The sequence below is a fragment of the Paraburkholderia megapolitana genome (assembly GCF_007556815.1).
Lineage (GTDB): Bacteria > Pseudomonadota > Gammaproteobacteria > Burkholderiales > Burkholderiaceae > Paraburkholderia > Paraburkholderia megapolitana.
In genome coordinates this window covers 304,860-322,070 of record NZ_CP041743.1, presented here as the reverse complement: position 1 = coordinate 322,070, position 17,211 = coordinate 304,860, and the positions used below count along the sequence as shown (strand labels likewise).

Here is a 17,211-nt window from a genome sequence, read left to right as displayed (position 1 = left end):
TCCTTTGAAGGTAAGGACCCGGCAGAGCGCGTGTCGCGTGTGGGGTGTGGCGCGCGCATGCCGGGACGGACTGCCGTTACGAAACACCTACTTGCTGTGCGGTTGAGTCGAGAGCCTTCTTCGCCGTCGACACGATCTCGTCGATTTCCTGCTTCGTGATGACGAGCGGCGGCGACAGCAGCATCCGGTCGCCGGTCGCGCGCATGATGAGGTTGCCGTTGAAGCAGAAGTCGCGGCAGATCGTGCCGACCTCGCCGCCGTTGGCAAAACGCTTTCTCGTCTTCGGCTCCTGCGCGAGTTGCAGACCTGCGACGAGTCCGACACCGGAAATGTCGCCGACGATCGGATGTTGCGCGAAGGTTTCGCGCAGCAGCTTCTGGAAGTAAGGACCGGTGTCGGTCTTCACGCGCTCGACGATCTTCTCGTCGCGCAGCAGCTTCAGGTTGGCGACCGCGACCGCGGCCGCGACCGGGTGCCCGGAGTAGGTGAGGCCGTGATTGAACTCGCCGTGCTCGATGATCGCCTTCGCGATGCGGTCGTGCAGGCCGACGGCGCCCATCGGCACGTAGCCGCTGGTCAGCCCTTTCGCGAGCGTGATCAGGTCGGGCTCGAAGCCGAAGTGCTGATGCGAGAACCATTCGCCGGTGCGCCCGAACCCGCCGATCACTTCATCGGCGACGAGCAGGATGTCGTACTTGCGGCAGATGCGCTGGATTTCCGGCCAGTAGGTAGACGGCGGGAAGATCACGCCGCCCGCCCCCTGGAAAGGCTCACCGATAAACGCGGCGACGTTCTCCGCGCCGAGTTCGAGAATCTTCGCTTCGAGCTGCTGCGCCCGCGCAAGGCCGAACTCTTCCGGCGTGAGATTGCCTTCGGCCTCGCCGAAGAAATACGGCTGGTCGATATGGACGATGTGCTCGACCTTCGACGGCATCTGCTCATGCATGTAACCCATGCCACCGAGCGTGCCGCCCGCGATCGTCGAGCCGTGATAGCCGTTGCGCCGCGAGATCACGTACTTTTTCGACTGCTTGCCTTGCGTGACCCAGTATTGATGGACGATGCGCAGTACCGTGTCGTTGCCTTCCGAACCGCTGTTGCAATAGAAGAAGTGATTGAACGGCTCGGGCGTGAGTTCGGCGAGCAGCGCCGACAGCTCGATCACCGGCGGATGCGTGGTCTTGAAGAACGTGTTGTAGAACGGCAGTTCCATCATCTGCCCATACGCGGCTTCGGCGAGTTCCTTGCGGCCGTAGCCGACGTTCACGCACCACAGGCCGGCCATGCCGTCGATGATCTTGTTGCCGTCCGAATCCCACAGGTACACACCCTTCGCCTTGACGATCACGCGGCTGCCCGCGCGGTTCAGCGCACCCATGTCGGAGAACGGGTGAATGTGATGCGCGGCATCGAGCGCGCGGTATTCGGCGGTGCTGCGCGAGGGCAGTGTCTGGCCGCCCGCGGGTTGCGCGGGCAGGATATACGCGGAATCTTCGATTCTGTAACTCATGTTGCCTCCATTTCTTTGAGCGCTATACGTCGGTCGGTCAGACGTGCAGCAGCAGATGCCGGCGTTCCCACGAACTGATCACGCGGAAGAACGCACCGTATTCGGTTTCCTTCAAGGCGAGGTACGCCTTGACGAACGGTTCGCCGAGAATGCCGGCCATTGGTTCGCAGGCGCCCATCAAGGTCAGTCCCTCTTCGAGATTGCGCGGCAACTGGTAAGGCTGTTCGTAGCCGTCGGTGGTGAGCGGTTCGGTGGGCTTGAGCTTCTGGGTCATGCCGAGATAACCGGCCGCCAGCGTGGCGGCGATCGCGAGGTACGGATTGCAGTCCACGCCAGGAATGCGGTTCTCGACACGGCGCGCGGCCGGTCCCGAATGCGGAATGCGGAAGCCGACCGTGCGGTTGTCGTAACCCCACTGCACGTTGATCGGCGCGGCCATAAAGCGCGACAGCCGGCGATACGAGTTGATGTACGGCGCGAAGATCGGCATCAACGCGGGGGTGTATTTCTGCAGCCCGGCGATGTAGCTGTGGAACAGCTCGGTCGGTTTGCCGTCCGGGCCGGTGAAGACGCTCTGACCGGTTTCCTCGTCGACGAGGCTCTGGTGGATGTGCATGGCCGAGCCGGGTTCGTTTTCCATCGGCTTTGCCATGAACGTCGCGTACATGTGATGCCGCAGCGCCGCCTCGCGCACCGTGCGCTTGAACAGGAACACGCGGTCGGCGAGATTGAGCGGATCGCCGTGCATGAAGTTGATTTCCATCTGCGCGGCGCCCACTTCGTGGATCAGCGTGTCGACTTCCAGTTCCTGAACGTCGCAGTACTCGTAGATGTCTTCGAAGAGCGGATCGAACTCGTTGACCGCTTCGATCGAATACGCCTGGCGTCCGGTTTCCGGACGACCGGTACGGCCGATCGGCGGTTGTAGCGGCAGGTCCGGGTCCTTGTTCATGTCGACGAGATAAAACTCGAGCTCCGGTGCGACGACCGGCTTCCAGCCCTTCGCCTTGTACAACTCGAGCACGCGGCGCAGCACGCGGCGCGGCGAGATTTCGACCGGCGTACCGTCGAAGTGAACACAATCGTGAATGACCTGTGCGGTAGGATCGACGGCCCACGGGATGATGCGGATAGTGGATGGATCGGGGACGCACACCATGTCGGGATCGGTGACGCCGGTGAGCGTGCCGTCTTCCGGATAGTCGCCGGTAACGGTCTGGATCATCACGGCCTGGGGCAGGCGCATCGATTCTCCGGATTCGAACTTGCTGCGCGGAATGATCTTGCCGCGCGCGATACCCGCCATGTCGGGGATGATCGCTTCGATCTCGGTGATGCGATGCTTCTTCAGGAATTCGTCGATCTCATGCATGATTTATCTCTCTAGGTTTTCTCGGGCCGGTTGACCGCAAGGCTGGCAGCAGCGGATGCTGCACTCAGCCTGCGCTCAGGGCTCCGGCCCTGTTCCGTATTCGAGCCCGGCAAGCATCGCCGAACGCGCGGAATATCGCTGTGGAAAGCGGGTCGGCAGCAAACTTCCATTCCGGATGCCACTGCACACCGAGCGCAAAGGCGCGCGCGCCCTCGACGCTCACCGCTTCAATCAGACCGTCCGGCGCCACGGCTTCGGTCACGAGACCGGCGCCGAGCCGCTCGATACCCTGGCCATGCAGCGAATTGACGCGCACCTGCGCGGCACCCGCTGCGAGCTGCTGCAGCACGCCGCCAGGCGTCAACTGCAGCGAATGGGACGGTCCGTACTGCGTGTCCAGCGTGTCCTCCTTGTTTTCACGGTGGTCGTGGAGACCTTCCACCGTGTGGACGATTTGATGCAGCGTGCCGCCGAACACCACGTTCATTTCCTGAACCCCCCTGCAGATCGCCAGTACCGGCACGCCCGCCGCGATCGCTGCGCGCATCAGCGGCAGCGTTGTTGCGTCGCGGGCGGGATCGTGCAACGTGCCGGGTGCGCTTGCGTGACCGCCGTAACGCTGCGGCTCGACGTTCGAATAGCTGCCGGTAAACAGCAGCCCGTCGACCGCCTGCAGGATGTCGGCGCTGGCCTGCCGGTCGCCGAGCGCGGGCAGCAGCAGCGCAAGGGCCTGCGAACCGTCGACGATCGCAGCGATGTACTTTTCGCCGGTCATGTGCGACGGGTGCACACCCATCATGTTTCTGTCGGCGCTGATACCGACGACTGGTCTGGTTTGCATGGCGCGTTGCAGTATCTGGATTGAACGCGGTGCGGCTTGCGCTGCACCGTATGCGCGGCACGATTCCGCTGCCGTGCGCAATACGCAAGGCCACCGGAAGAGGCGGGCGGAGGTCGTCAGCGGACCGCGCCGCGCGTGATAAACAGATGAGCCGTTCGCTTCGTTCGAGTGCGTCGCACAGACTGCACAGGCGGCACGTAACCGCGTGCTAACACAGGCGTAAAAAACGCACAGCGCGCTGACGCAGACGAACGAGGCGAACGGCTAAAAAAGAAAGGCGCTACGGCAGCAGCGACGCGACTTCGTCGGTGCGCACAGCGATAAACGCGCGCGCAGAAATAGCGTTGTGACGGCGAACGGAGCGACGGGAAAGGATCGTGAAGACGGACAGAAACCGGCGAAACGCAAGCCTGCCGTTGCTGCCGTCGGCGATGGTGCGGTCAGCGCGAAGACATCTCGCCGGCTGACTACGATCCCACCTTACCAAAGGGCCTCGGACTCTCACGATTACACTCGACTTGGCGTTGACAGTGTTGAACGTCTCGCTCGATACAACGCACAGGGCGTTTAAAGAAACGTGACGCCGGTCTTGCCGTACATGTACTGGCCCGGCAGTTTCGCTGCACCGCAAAAGCTTTGCAGGGAGGCGCTGATGACCGTATGACGACGACCTGTAGTTCAGGATATACGAGTCAAAAATGCCGTCAAATGCTTTTTGCGAAACCATCATCAGGGCTTACCCGAGGCATTCTACCTGACTATGCAGGATGGGAACGGCGCTTGCGCGAGCGATTATTTCGCTTGGCTTTCGGGGTTTTCCCAGGCAGCGCGTGCAATAAAGTGATTAGAATATTCAACACTCGCGTGCCGCATTTCGCGCACGGCCCCCTTGTTCTACGAGCGTATCGATGTCCATCGAAGTAGCGACCCGTCTGCAGTACATCCGCAAGAAGCATGGTCTGTCGCAGCGCGAGCTGGCCAAACGCGCGGGCGTGACGAACGGAACGATCTCGCTGATCGAGCAGAATCGTGTGAGCCCGTCGGTGGGCTCGCTGAAGAAACTGCTCGAGTCGATTCCGATGAGCCTCGCCGAATTCTTTACGTTCGAAGTGGAGGCTAGTCGCGGTGTCGTGTCGCGCCGCGTGGACATGCCGAATCTCGGCAATGAGTCGATCGAGTTCTATCTCGCGGGCTCCGGTATGAAGGACCGCAACATGTGCATCATGCGCGAGGTGTATCAGCCGCTTTCCGATACCGGCCCGGAGATGCTGCAACACGCGGGGCACGAAGGCGGCGTCGTGGTGAGCGGCCAGCTCGAGCTGACCGTCAACGAAACGACGTGGCTGCTCGACCCCGGCGACAGCTATTACTTCGAGAGCCGTTTTCCGCACCGCTTTCGCAATCCCAGCGCGGAGCAGGTCTGCGAGGTCGTGTCGGCGAATTCGCCACCGACCTTCTAGGCCGCGCCAACGCGTTCGTTGTACTCACAACATTGAGGCATCCCGATGGACAAGAACTCACTGGCTTACTGGCAGGACAAGGCCGCTACGCTTTCGATCGAAGGCCGCGCGTTTATCGATGGTGCGTATCGCGATGCACAGAGCGGGCGCACGTTCGACTGCGTGAGCCCGATCGACGGCAAGTTGCTTGCGAAGGTGGCCGATAGCGGTGCCGCGGATGTCGATGCCGCAGTCGCCGCTGCGCGTCGCGCATTCGATGCGCGCGTGTGGTCAGGCCTCAATCCGCGCAAGCGCAAGTCGGTGCTGCTGCGCTGGGCCAAGCTGATGCGCGAGCATCGCGACGAACTATCGTTGCTCGAAACACTCGATGCCGGTAAGCCGATCGCCGACACGACGAGTGTCGACGTGCCGGGTGCGGCCTATTGCGTCGAGTGGTACGCCGAAGCGATCGATAAGGTGGGCGGCGAGGTGGTGCCGTCCGATCATCATCTGGTCGGTCTCGTCACACGTGAGCCGATCGGTGTCGTTGCAGCAGTTGTGCCATGGAATTTTCCGCTGCTGATGGCCGCGTGGAAATTCGGCCCGGCGCTTGCGGCCGGCAACAGTGTCGTGCTCAAGCCGTCGGAGAAGTCGCCGCTCACCGCGATCCGCGTCGCCCAGCTCGCGCTCGACGCAGGCATTCCGGCCGGCGTCTTTAACGTCGTGCCGGGCGGCGGCGAGCCGGGCAAGCTGCTCGCGCTGCATGCGGATGTCGATTGCCTCGCGTTCACCGGATCGACGAATGTCGGCAAGCTGATCATGCAGTACGCAGGGCAATCGAATCTGAAGCGCGTCTGGCTCGAACTGGGCGGCAAGTCGCCGAACATCGTGCTGCCCGATTGTCCGGATCTCGATCGCGCGGCTAACGCGGCAGCGGGCGCGATTTTCTACAACATGGGCGAGATGTGTACGGCGGGTTCGCGGCTGCTCGTGCATCGCGACATCAAGGATGCGTTTCTTGAACGGCTCGCTGTGGCCGCGCGTGGGTATACGCCGGGCAACCCGCTCGATCCGCAGACGTCGATGGGGGCGATCGTCGATCAGGTGCAGCTCGATCGAGTGCTTGGTTATATCGAGGCTGGTCGGGCCGAAGCGAAATTGCTGCTGGGCGGCTCGCGTGTGAAGCAGGAGAGCGGTGGCTTTTACATCGAGCCGACCGTGTTCGATGTGAAGCCCGATGCGAAGATCGCGCGTGAGGAAATTTTCGGACCGGTGCTGTCGGTGATCACGTTCGATACCGTTGAAGAGGCGGTACGCATCGCGAACGATAGCGACTACGGTCTCGCCGCCGCCGTATGGACGGGAAACCTGACCACCGCGCACGAAGTTGCACGCAGCCTGCGGGCCGGCACCGTGTGGGTCAACTGCTACGACGAAGGGGGCGATATGAACTTCCCGTTCGGCGGCTACAAGCAATCGGGTAACGGCCGCGACAAGTCGTTGCACGCACTGGAGAAGTACACCGAGCTGAAGTCCACGCTCGTGCGGTTGCGCTAAAGGATTCGCGCGCCAGCGCGGCGGTATGCGCCATGTGATGCGTGCACCGCCGCGTTCCCAATGAATCCGTCGCCGGCCGGTATGCTCACTAAGAAGCAACGCATACCGCCGGCCTGTTCCTGCAGGTTCACTCCATGACCGAACTGCTCTATGGCGACGGCGCAATACGCCGTCCGTCCCTTTACGGCTCCTCGATCGAAAACACTTATGCGGGCGTGCTGTCGTTCATGCGACGACGCTATACGCGCGACCTCGACGGCGTCGATGCCGTCGTGTCCGGCGTACCGCTCGACCTCGCCACTACCTTTCGCTCGGGTGCGCGCCTTGGGCCCGCGGCGGTGCGGGCGGCGAGCGTGCAACTCTCGGAGCTGCATCCGTACCCATGGGGTTTCAATCCGTTCGACGACCTCGCCGTGACCGACTACGGCGATTGCTGGTTCGACGCGCACAACCCGCTGACGATCAAACCCGCCATCGTCGAACACGCACGCACGATCCTGCGTTCGAACGCGAAGATGCTGACGTTCGGCGGCGATCACTACATCACGTATCCGCTGCTGATCGCGCATGCGGAGAAGTACGGCAAGCCGCTATCGCTGATTCACTTCGACGCGCACTGCGATACGTGGGCCGACGACAGTCCCGATAGCCTCAATCATGGGTCGATGTTCTACAAGGCGGTGAAGGATGGATTGATCGATCCGGCTACGTCGGTACAGATCGGTATCCGTACATGGAACGACGATTTTCTGGGCATCAATATTCTTGATGCTGCCTGGGTGCACGAGCATGGTGTGCGTGCCGCGGTGGAGCGTATTGTGTCGATCGTCGGTATGCGGCCGGCGTATCTGACTTTCGATATCGATTGCCTCGATCCGGCTTTCGCGCCGGGTACCGGTACGCCGGTGGCGGGCGGGTTGTCGTCGGCGCAGGGGCTGGCGATCGTGCGTGGACTTGGGGCGCTGAATCTGGTCGGTGCCGATGTTGTGGAGGTCGCACCCGCGTACGATCAGAGCGAGATCACCGCGCTCGCGGCTGCGCATATTGCTTGCGATGTGTTGTGCTTGTGGCGGCAGCAGAAAGTTGGGGCGCGCTAACGTTTCCCCTGTTTTAGAACCGGCTCAGCCCGACGAAGACGAACTTCCGGGCTGACTCCGGTCTTCATGTAGTCCGAGCGCATAAGCAGTCAGCGCGCCGCTTAGCATAGCGAACGGTCACCTCGGTATATCGCTACCTGGCGCTTTCATCGCGATGCCGGCAAGCAGCGACCCCACAATTGAACCGGCGGTAAATGCAATCGATACCCGCCGCACATTGAGACTGAGTGCTGCCGTACCGCTGTGCGCAAGCGCATAACATCCCGGCCTCAGAGACGCGTCGTGCATGCCACCGGGCAGCACGACGTTTGCCACGTCGGCGCATATGAGTGCATTGAGCGGATGTCATTCACCGGATCGAGGCAATGTCGGTTGCGTCGTCACGGCACCAGTTTTTTGCGTGATGCAATCAAGCACCTTTCCAGTGTTCTCACGCGGCTTATTTTCCGCTTTCTGACGTGCCCTCTTCGCTTGGCCAATTTTATTGATGCTCCCCGTTATCAGAGCAGTCCTATAGATGCCTGCTAACCGGGTGGCTAGCATGTGCCACTGGTTGGGTTGGGATCAACAAAGCGCTTCCTCACCACCATCGAAGTTTTCGATCTCAGCTTAAAAATCCTCCCCTGGTCGCTATATCGGCCGGATGGGCGGCGCCGTGCGATGAGTAACCTCGCGGTATTACACATGAATCGAATATGGACTGATGCGTTGATTGAATTTTTTGTTATTAAATGAATAAGGACTTTATGAAAAATAACCTGATTTATACGTTGTTTGCAAGTGGGCTCATGGCGATGTTGGCGGGTTGTGCGGGAAATAATCCTGCTGGCTCATTTCCAGACGTGAAATCGGCAACCATGGCCGAAGGAATATTTGTCAATGTGGATAATCTCCGGAATGTTGGCGCCGGTTTGTCAAAGGATCAGGTTTATAACCTGATTGGTGCACCTCATTTTAATGAAAGCGTCTTCGGGGTGCGTACCTGGAATTATTTGTTCAATTTTCGATCTGCAGATCAGGTGGTCAGTTGTCAGTATCAGGTGGCGTTCGGCGAGGATAAAAAAGTCAGCGGTGTTCAATGGCGCGATCCGTCGTGTGCTGATTTTCTGCATACCTCATCCACGCCCATTACACCAAAGATAGAAAAGCAGGTCGAGGTTGAGAATGTCGAGCAGCTCACCATGCGTAGCGATGCGTTATTTCCGTTCGGAAAATCGGATCTTGACGACATGCAACCCGACGGCCTCGAAGCACTGGACAACCTGGTTACCCACATAGGGAAATATAACAAGCTGGTTCGGGTCCATATTGTTGGTCATACCGACCGTATCGGTTCTCTGTCGTCGAATTACAAACTTTCACTTGCTCGGGCGACCGCGGTTCGTAACTTTCTCGTCTCGAAAGGGGTAAACCGGCATCTTGTCAGCGTAGCAGGCGTGGGCTCCAGTCAACCTGTATCGCACTGCGGGCCGGGAAATGGCTCCTCCGCGATCGCCTGTCTTGCGCCTGATCGAAGGGTTTCGGTTTCTATTACTGGTGTTATGTGATCTCGATGACCGGAAATATCTACGTCTAACGTACCCGGGCGAATCATCGTCCTGACTATTTAGTGAATGTTGTCACAGTATCCGATGGAAGCATAAAAGAACTGCTTCGCCTTGGGTGGGATTTTCTGCGGGCACGCGTTTCGCCTCATAAAGACGGGTTTTGTGAAAAACATTCACCGATGTATTTCGCCGAATTTTTATTTATTTGAATATATATTCGCATCTTGTTTGGATTTTAACGTCTGTTAAATTTATTCGAGATGTGAATTCTATGGATTTTATGTAGATATGAACAGAATTTATAAAACTGCCTGGAATAAGGCTTCGTGCTCTTTTGTTGCGGTATCTGAACTGGATCGTGCGCCTTCGTCGGGGAGCATATCCATATCGGATCGTATCTCGATGAGTGGTCCCTTCCCAACGTCGATCGAATGTGATCACGTCGGCGGTATGTCGGTGAAAATTATTCCGTTATTGTTAAGTGCGTCAACGATACTCGCGTTGGGAGGTTTTTCTTCATCTGTAATGGCAGTGAATTGTAGATCTGAACTTGTGGATCCGGGCCCATTTGGCGGCGGACTATTTCCATCTCCTAGAGACTTGGTGACTGGGGGCTCGGTAGGCGCCGCACTCGACTGCGTAGAGAGGGATATACAGGGAGCAGTAAATGTCCAGAATACAGCGAACGCCGCACAGAATACGGCGAACGCTGCACAGAATACGGCGAACGCTGCACAGAATACGGCGAACGCTGCACAGAATACGGCGAACGCTGCACAGAATACGGCGAGCACTGCACAGAATACGGCGAGCACTGCACGGGATACAGCGAACAGTGCACGGGATACAGCGAACAGTGCACGGGATACAGCGAGCACTGCACGGGATACAGCGAACAGTGCACGGGATACAGCGAACACTGCACGGGATACGGCCAACACTGCACGGAATACGGCCAATACTGCGCGGGATACGGCTAATAATGCACAGAGCTTGGCCAATCAGGTTCAAAATGATCTGACGAGAACTCAAAATCAGGTCAATGATATCCAGAGAAATCTTGATGGGGCAATCAGGGAGAATAGTCCTGAAGTCACTAATTTGAGCCCGGGTTCAGTTATACAAGATAGCCCACAAGTAACTAATATCGGCGCGAACAGGATTGACGCGAGCCCTATTGGCACTGTCGTCGGCGGCGAGAATGAGGTCAAGGAGAGCCCGAACGCCGATGTTCTGGGTAACGGTAACGACCTGAGCACGAGTGCGGGCAGCAACATCCACGGTGACGGGAACACACTGGTTGATAGCGCGAATGCGGGTGTCGTGGGTAACCAGAACAACCTTGACAAGAGTGGTGGCGGCAACCTCGTTGGTGACGAAAACAAGGTTGTGGAGAGCCCGAATGCTGACGTTCTGGGTAACGGCAACAACCTGAGCCAGAGTGCGGGCAGCAACATCCACGGTGACGGGAACACACTGGCTGATAGCGCGAATGCGGGTGTCGTGGGTAACCAGAACAACCTTGACAAGAGTGGTGGCGGCAACCTCGTTGGTGACGAAAACAAGGTTGTGGAGAGCCCGAATGCCGACGTTCTGGGTAATGGCAACGACCTGAGCGGAAGTGCCGACAGCAACGTCCACGGTGATGGAAACACGCTGGCTGACAGTGCGAATGCGGGCGTTGTGGGTAACCAGAACAACCTGGACAAGAGTGGTGGCAGCAACCTCGTTGGCGACGAAAACAAGGTTGTGGAGAGCCCGAATGCCGACGTTCTGGGGAATGGCAACGACCTGAACAAGAGTGCTGACAGCAACGTTCACGGTGACGGGAACACGCTGGCTGATAGCGCGAATGCGGGTGTCGTGGGTAACCAGAACGCTCTGGACAAGAGTGGTGGCAGCAACCTCGTTGGTGACGAAAACAAGGTTGTGGAGAGCCCGAATGCCGACGTTCTGGGGAATGGCAACGACCTGAACAAGAGTGCTGACAGCAATGTCCACGGTGACGGGAATACGCTGGCTGATAGCGCGAATGCCGGTGTGCTGGGTAACCAGAACGACCTGGACAAGAGTGCCGACAGCAAGGTGGTTGGCGATGGCAACAAGCTCGTGGAGAGCGCGCGCGCCGACGTTCTGGGTAACGGAAACGACCTGAACAAGAGTGGGGACAGCAACGTCCACGGTGATGGCAACACGCTGGCTGACAGCACGAGTGCGGGTGTCGTGGGTAACCAGAACAACCTGGACAAGAGCGCAGACAGCAAGGTGATTGGCGATGGCAACAAGCTCGTGGAGAGCGAGAGGGCTGATGTTCTGGGTAATGGCAACGATCTGAGCAAGAGTGTCGACAGCAATGTCCACGGTGACGGGAACACGCTGGCTGACAGCGCGAACGCTGGCGTCGTGGGTAACCAGAACAACCTGGACAAGAGTGGTGGCAGCAACCTCGTTGGCGATGGCAACAAGCTCGTGGAGAGCGAGAGGGCTGATGTTCTGGGTAATGGCAACGATCTGAGCAAGAGTGCCGACAGCAACGTCCACGGTGACGGGAACACGCTGGCTGACAGCGCGAACGCTGGCGTCGTGGGTAACCAGAACAACCTGGACAAGAGTGGTGGCAGCAACCTCGTTGGCGATGAAAACAAGGTTGTGGAAAGCCCGAATGCCGATGTTCTGGGCAACGGCAACGACCTGAGCACGAGCGCTGACAGCAATGTTCATGGTGATGGCAACACGCTGGCTGACAGCGCGAATACGGGCGTCGTGGGTAACCAGAACAACCTGGACAAGAGTGGTGGCAGCAACCTCGTTGGCGATGAAAACAAGGTTGTAGAAAGCCCGAATGCCGACGTTCTGGGTAATGACAACGACCTGAGTACGAGTGCCGACAGCAACGTCCACGGTGACGGCAACACGCTGGCTGACAGTGCAAATGCGGGTGTCGTGGGTAACCAGAACGCTCTGGACAAGAGTGCCGACAGCAACGTGGTTGGTGATGGCAACAAGCTCGTGGAGAGCGAGAGGGCCGATGTACTGGGTAACAACAACGACCTGAGCACGAGCGCCGACAGCAACGTCCACGGTGGTGGAAACACGCTGTCTGATAGCGCGAATGCGGGCGTCATGGGTAACCAGAATGCTCTGGACAAGAGTGCTGACAGCAACGTGGTTGGCGACGGCAACAAGCTCGTGGAGAGCGAGAGGGCTGATGTTCTGGGTAATGGCAACGACCTGAACAAGAGTGCTGACAGCAACGTCCACGGTGACGGGAACACGCTGACTGACAGCGCGAATGCGGGCGTCGTCGGTAACGACAACGACCTGGACAAGAGCGCAGACAGCAAGGTGATTGGCGACGGCAACAAACTCGTGGAGAGCGAGAGGGCCGATGTACTGGGTAATGGCAACGACCTGAGCAAGAGTGCCGACAGCAATGTCCACGGTGACGGGAACACGCTGGCTGACAGCGCAAATGCAGGTGTCGTGGGTAACCAGAACGCTCTGGACAAGAGTGCGGACAGCAACGTGGTTGGCGACGGCAACAAGCTCGTGGAGAGCGAGAGGGTTGATGTACTGGGTAATGGCAACGACCTGAGCAAGAGTGCTGACAGCAACGTCCAAGGTGACGGCAACACGCTGGTGGAGAGCGCGCGCGCCGATGTTCTGGGTAACGGAAACGACCTGAGCACGAGTGCCGACAGCAACGTCCACGGTGATGGCAACACGCTGGCCGACAGTGCGAATGCGGGTGTGGTGGGTAACCAGAACAACCTGGACAAGAGTGCTGAGAGCATGGTGGTTGGCGATGGCAACAAGCTCGTGGAGAGCGCGCGCGCCGACGTTCTGGGTAACGGCAACGACCTGAACAGGAGTGCCGACAGCAATGTCCATGGTGACGGCAATACGCTGGCTGATAGCGCGAATGCAGGCGTCGTTGGTAACGACAACAACCTGGACAAGAGTGCTGACAGCAAGGTGATTGGTGATGGCAACAAGCTCGTGGAGAGCGAGAGAGCCGATATTCTGGGTAACGGCAACGACCTGAGCAAGAGTGCGGACAGCAACGTCCACGGTGACGGGAACACGCTGGCCGACAGTGCGAATGCGGGCGTGGTGGGTAACCAGAACAACCTGGACAAGAGTGCTGACAGCAAGGTATCTGGCGACGGCAACCGGATTGTGGAGAGTGAGAGGGCCGATGTTCTGGGTAACAACAATGACCTGAACAGAAGCGCAGACAGCAACGTCCACGGTGACGGCAACAGGCTGACTGACAGCGCGAATGCGGGCGTCGTGGGTAACGAGAACCAGGCCGACAAGAGTGCTGACAGCAAGGTGGTTGGCGACGGCAACCGGATTGTGGAGAGTGAGAGGGCCGATGTTCTGGGTAACAACAATGACCTGAACAGAAGCGCAGACAGCAACGTCCATGGTGACCGCAACCAGCTTGAAGACAGTGCCGACGCCGCGGTCATGGGGAATAACAGCAAGCTGAAAGATAGCGCGCGCGCCAATGTTCACGGCAACGATGCAACGCTTGAAAATAGCGACGGCGCTGTGGTTCTGGGCAACAACGGAACGCTAAAAGATAGCGCCAACTCGACGAGTGTGGGTAACGGAAACACGATTGATCAAAGCAGCAATGCCAACAATCAGGGAAATGGAAACACCTTCACAAAAAGTGCGGATGTCGTAAATCTTGGGAGCGGCAATACGTTCAATGAGAGCGGCAACAACTCCAGTCAGGGCAACAACAACAACTTCACCAGCAGCACCGGTAACGTGAATCACGGGAGTGGCAACGTCTTCGAAGGCGACAATAACGCCGTTCTCGGCAATGCCAACAAGGTCAAGGGAAGCGATAACTCGATGCTTGGTCATCAAAGCACCGTCGATGGTGATGGTGTGAGCAGTCAGGGTTCCAACGCGGTGATTAGCGGTAGCTACTCGACCAACCAGGGTAACAACGGTACGGTCACGGGCGACTTCTCGATCAACCAGGGCTACAACGGTACGGTCATTGGTTACCGGTCGACCAACCAGGGTTCGGACGGTATGGTGCGAGGAGATGACTCATCGAACGTCGGTGTGAGAGGTGAGATTATCGGTAATAGCTCGACCAATCTCGGCGCGAAGAGCGCTGTACGTGGCGACAACTCGACCAATGTCGGCGCCAACTCGGCTGTCACTGGAGAGAGCTCGACCGTGGTCGGCGCTAATTCGGCTATCACTGGAGATCGTTCGACTATCGTCGGTGCGAATGCACGAGTTACCGGCAGCGATTCTCATGCAATCGGCTTCGGAGCGGAGGTAACGGGTGACAGATCATCGGCTAATGGCTTGATGTCGTCTGTTACTGGTGACAGGTCCGTCGCGTCAGGTTTCCAGGCGACAGTGCGCGGCGACGATTCAGTTGCTCTCGGAGCAAATGCGCAAGCCGTCGGCCCCAAAGCTACAGCGCTCGGTGCCAACACTCAGGCGGTCGCAAACGCTGTTGCTCTTGGGGCAGGTTCTATCGCTGATGAACCCAATACGGTTTCGCTCGGTACGCCAGGTTCCGAACGCAGGTTGACGAATGTTTCACGAGGTGTGAATGGGACCGATGCCGTGAATGTCTCGCAACTCAGGGACACCCGGAGGGAGGTCAAGCGTTATGCAGAGTCTGCCGCCGCAGCTGCGATCGCCGTAGCGGGGTTGCCACAGGCGTACACGCCAGGTCGCAGTATGGTGGCCGCCTCCGGAGGTACGTATCAGGGGCAATCGGCAATGGCCTTCGGCTTGTCGACTATCTCTGCAAATGGGCGCTGGGTGTACAAGGCCGCAGCCACCGTCACCCAGCGTGGCACGATCGGCGCTACGGTCGGAGGAGGCTATCAGTGGTAAAACATTGATGTGAATGAAAGCGGTCGGTATCGGTTAATCCTGATACCGACCGCTTTCTGTTTTTACGCAGGTGAACTCAGGTGTCGTTATGGGAAACGCATGTTTGGTTAGCAGACTCTCGAACTCAACGCGCTTGCAGAAACGCATATCGCGTGCCACGTGTCGTGCATGTAGTGCGAGCAGAAGATGGGCAGATGCCGACGTTTGCCGGCTTTAAAACCCGCATTAGCTTATTGAAGACGATCTCCCAGGCTGACGCCGGCCTTCATGCAAACCGATTGCATAGGCGGTTAGCGCACCGCTCAGAATGGCGAGCTGCCACATCAGCATGTCGCTGCCGAGCGCCTTCATGGCGACGCCGGCAAGCAGCGGCCCCACGATCGAACCAGCAGTAAACGCAATCGATACCCTACGCACATTGAAACTGAGTGCCGCCGTACCACTGCGGGCGACCGCATAACACCCGAGCGTCAGAAACGCGCTATGCATGCCTCCGAGCAGCACCGCACTCGCCATGAGCAACCACGACGACGGCGCTGCCAGCGAGAAAGTGAAGATCGCGAGCGTACTAGTCGCAGCACAGACGATGACTGCGGCGCCGAGCCCCGCACGATCGGCAAACCAGCCGACCGGAAACTGGCATGCCATTGCACCGATTCCGAAGAACGTCAGCAACGTGGCTGTCTGCGCGCCGTTCATACCGCGTCCGTCGGCAAACAGTGGAAACAGGCCGTAGAGCGCGCCGTCGCTGAGACCGCCGATTGCCGCGACCACCATGCCGAGACAAACGAGCGCATCGAATGGCGCATGCGGTTTCGCGGATTGACGGGCGGCTGGCTGCGTCGTGATGCCATCGGCTTTGCTCGATGCGGTCATGCATAGCGGCACGGCTGCGGCAAGCGTGAACGCAGCGCCGGCCATGAACGTGATGTGCCCATCGACGTTGCACCATACCGCCAGTGCAGGGCCGATCACACCGGCTGTCGCGACCAGCGCTTCGTGAATGCCGACGACGCGTCCACTCGATTGCGTCGGGACCAGTTGATACAGCCAGGTTTCGTTGGCGATCCAGCGCAAGCCGATGCCGAAGCCGATCAGTGCGCCGGGTACGATCCATAGCGGCCACGACAGCGCACCCATGATTGCAAACGCAACCGTCGATGCCACGAGACCGAGCAGCACGGTCCACCTTGCGCCGATCCGGTTCATGAGCGCAGGTGTGACCAGCAGGCCAGCGAGCAATCCCGTCCACTGTGCAGCCGAGAACAGACCCGCGCGCGGCGCATCGAGCCCACGATGCGCGAGCCAGACCGGCAGCACCATGAAGCCGATGCCGAACTGACCGATCTGCGACAACGCCGACACCGCATTGAGCGCGGCAATCGCGTTCCAGCGGACGGGGGAGGTACTCACGATGCGCTCCGTTCCGGCATCGGCAGTCCTTGTTCGCGACACTCGACGGGGCAGCCCGCCTTCAAACACGGACCGTCGTCGCAAAAGCGGCACAGTTGCATCGCGTGCGCCGGGTCTCGCGTTTCCTCCCAGAGAATCTTGATCAGCAAGTCTTCGAACGCAACGCGTTCGTGATCGTCGAGACGCCCGACGATGCGCTTCAGCATACGATCGCGAGCCGACCGCACACGATTCATCTCGCGCTTGCCGGCAGCGGTGAGTACGAGGGCGACTGAGCGCCTGTCATCGCCGGTTTTCTTTTCGACGAGTCCCGCATCGACGAGCCCCGCTACCGCGCGAACCGCGGCTGGGTGCGACAGGTCGACCGCTTCGCGCAGCACCTCGATCGACGAATCCGGGTACTGGCCGATTGCGTTCAGCATGGCGCGCGCCGTGGCGCCGGCGAGGGCGGGCGGCGTATCCTGGCCGTTCATTTCGTCCGTTACCAGTACGGCTAGTACGCCGAGCAGGTTTTCCGTGCGCTGGGTCATAGGGGTACCTCATTGTGTGCAA

The 17,211-nt window shown here is 59.1% G+C and carries 11 protein-coding genes; 5 read left to right on the top strand and 6 right to left on the bottom strand.

The window, feature by feature from the left end; all coding sequences use genetic code 11:
- Positions 1–76 precede the first annotated feature (76 nt).
- The 4 genes from FNZ07_RS01325 to FNZ07_RS33935 all read right to left on the bottom strand — a co-directional run bounded on the left by FNZ07_RS01325 (position 77) and on the right by FNZ07_RS33935 (position 4,228).
- On the bottom strand, positions 77–1,510 hold the full coding sequence (locus FNZ07_RS01325; RefSeq protein ID WP_091007368.1) for an aspartate aminotransferase family protein: 1,434 nt from the start codon (positions 1,508–1,510) through the stop codon (positions 77–79).
- 37 nt (positions 1,511–1,547) lie between these two features.
- Positions 1,548–2,882, bottom strand: a complete 1,335-nt coding sequence (locus FNZ07_RS01320; RefSeq protein ID WP_091007365.1) for a glutamine synthetase family protein — start codon at positions 2,880–2,882, stop codon at positions 1,548–1,550.
- Between the two features lie 64 nt (positions 2,883–2,946).
- A complete protein-coding gene (locus FNZ07_RS01315; protein ID WP_091008825.1) occupies positions 2,947–3,723 on the bottom strand; it encodes a gamma-glutamyl-gamma-aminobutyrate hydrolase family protein in 777 nt (258 codons plus the stop codon).
- Between the two features lie 280 nt (positions 3,724–4,003).
- A complete protein-coding gene (locus FNZ07_RS33935; protein WP_245811386.1) occupies positions 4,004–4,228 on the bottom strand; it encodes a hypothetical protein in 225 nt (74 codons plus the stop codon).
- A gap of 403 nt (positions 4,229–4,631) precedes the next feature.
- On the opposite strand from FNZ07_RS33935, the gene FNZ07_RS01305 reads away from it, so the two are divergent.
- The 5 genes from FNZ07_RS01305 (at position 4,632) to FNZ07_RS01285 (ending at position 15,246) form a co-directional block, all read left to right on the top strand.
- Positions 4,632–5,183 carry a cupin domain-containing protein gene (locus FNZ07_RS01305; protein WP_091007358.1) on the top strand — a complete coding sequence of 184 codons (552 nt, stop codon included), beginning with the start codon at positions 4,632–4,634 and terminating at the stop codon, positions 5,181–5,183.
- Between the two features lie 45 nt (positions 5,184–5,228).
- Positions 5,229–6,719: an aldehyde dehydrogenase gene (locus FNZ07_RS01300; RefSeq protein WP_091007355.1), complete on the top strand. Its 1,491-nt coding sequence runs from the start codon at positions 5,229–5,231 to the stop codon at positions 6,717–6,719.
- Between the two features lie 134 nt (positions 6,720–6,853).
- A complete protein-coding gene (gene speB, locus FNZ07_RS01295; RefSeq protein WP_091007352.1) occupies positions 6,854–7,816 on the top strand; it encodes an agmatinase in 963 nt (320 codons plus the stop codon).
- 746 nt (positions 7,817–8,562) lie between these two features.
- Complete coding sequence (locus FNZ07_RS01290; RefSeq protein WP_091008822.1) at positions 8,563–9,363, top strand: OmpA family protein; 801 nt, start codon at positions 8,563–8,565, stop codon at positions 9,361–9,363.
- A 993-nt stretch (positions 9,364–10,356) separates the two neighbouring features.
- Positions 10,357–15,246, top strand: a complete 4,890-nt coding sequence (locus FNZ07_RS01285) for a beta strand repeat-containing protein (protein ID WP_245811336.1) — start codon at positions 10,357–10,359, stop codon at positions 15,244–15,246.
- Between the two features lie 225 nt (positions 15,247–15,471).
- Here the strand turns inward: FNZ07_RS01285 and FNZ07_RS01280 are convergent, their stop codons facing one another.
- Together FNZ07_RS01280 and FNZ07_RS01275 are read right to left on the bottom strand one after the other, a co-directional pair.
- Positions 15,472–16,659, bottom strand: a complete 1,188-nt coding sequence (locus tag FNZ07_RS01280; protein ID WP_245811334.1) for an MFS transporter — start codon at positions 16,657–16,659, stop codon at positions 15,472–15,474.
- On the bottom strand, positions 16,656–17,189 hold the full coding sequence (locus FNZ07_RS01275) for a MarR family winged helix-turn-helix transcriptional regulator (RefSeq protein ID WP_091007347.1): 534 nt from the start codon (positions 17,187–17,189) through the stop codon (positions 16,656–16,658). The genes FNZ07_RS01280 and FNZ07_RS01275 overlap by 4 nt, the downstream gene beginning before the upstream one ends.
- Between the last annotated feature and the right edge of the window lie 22 nt (positions 17,190–17,211).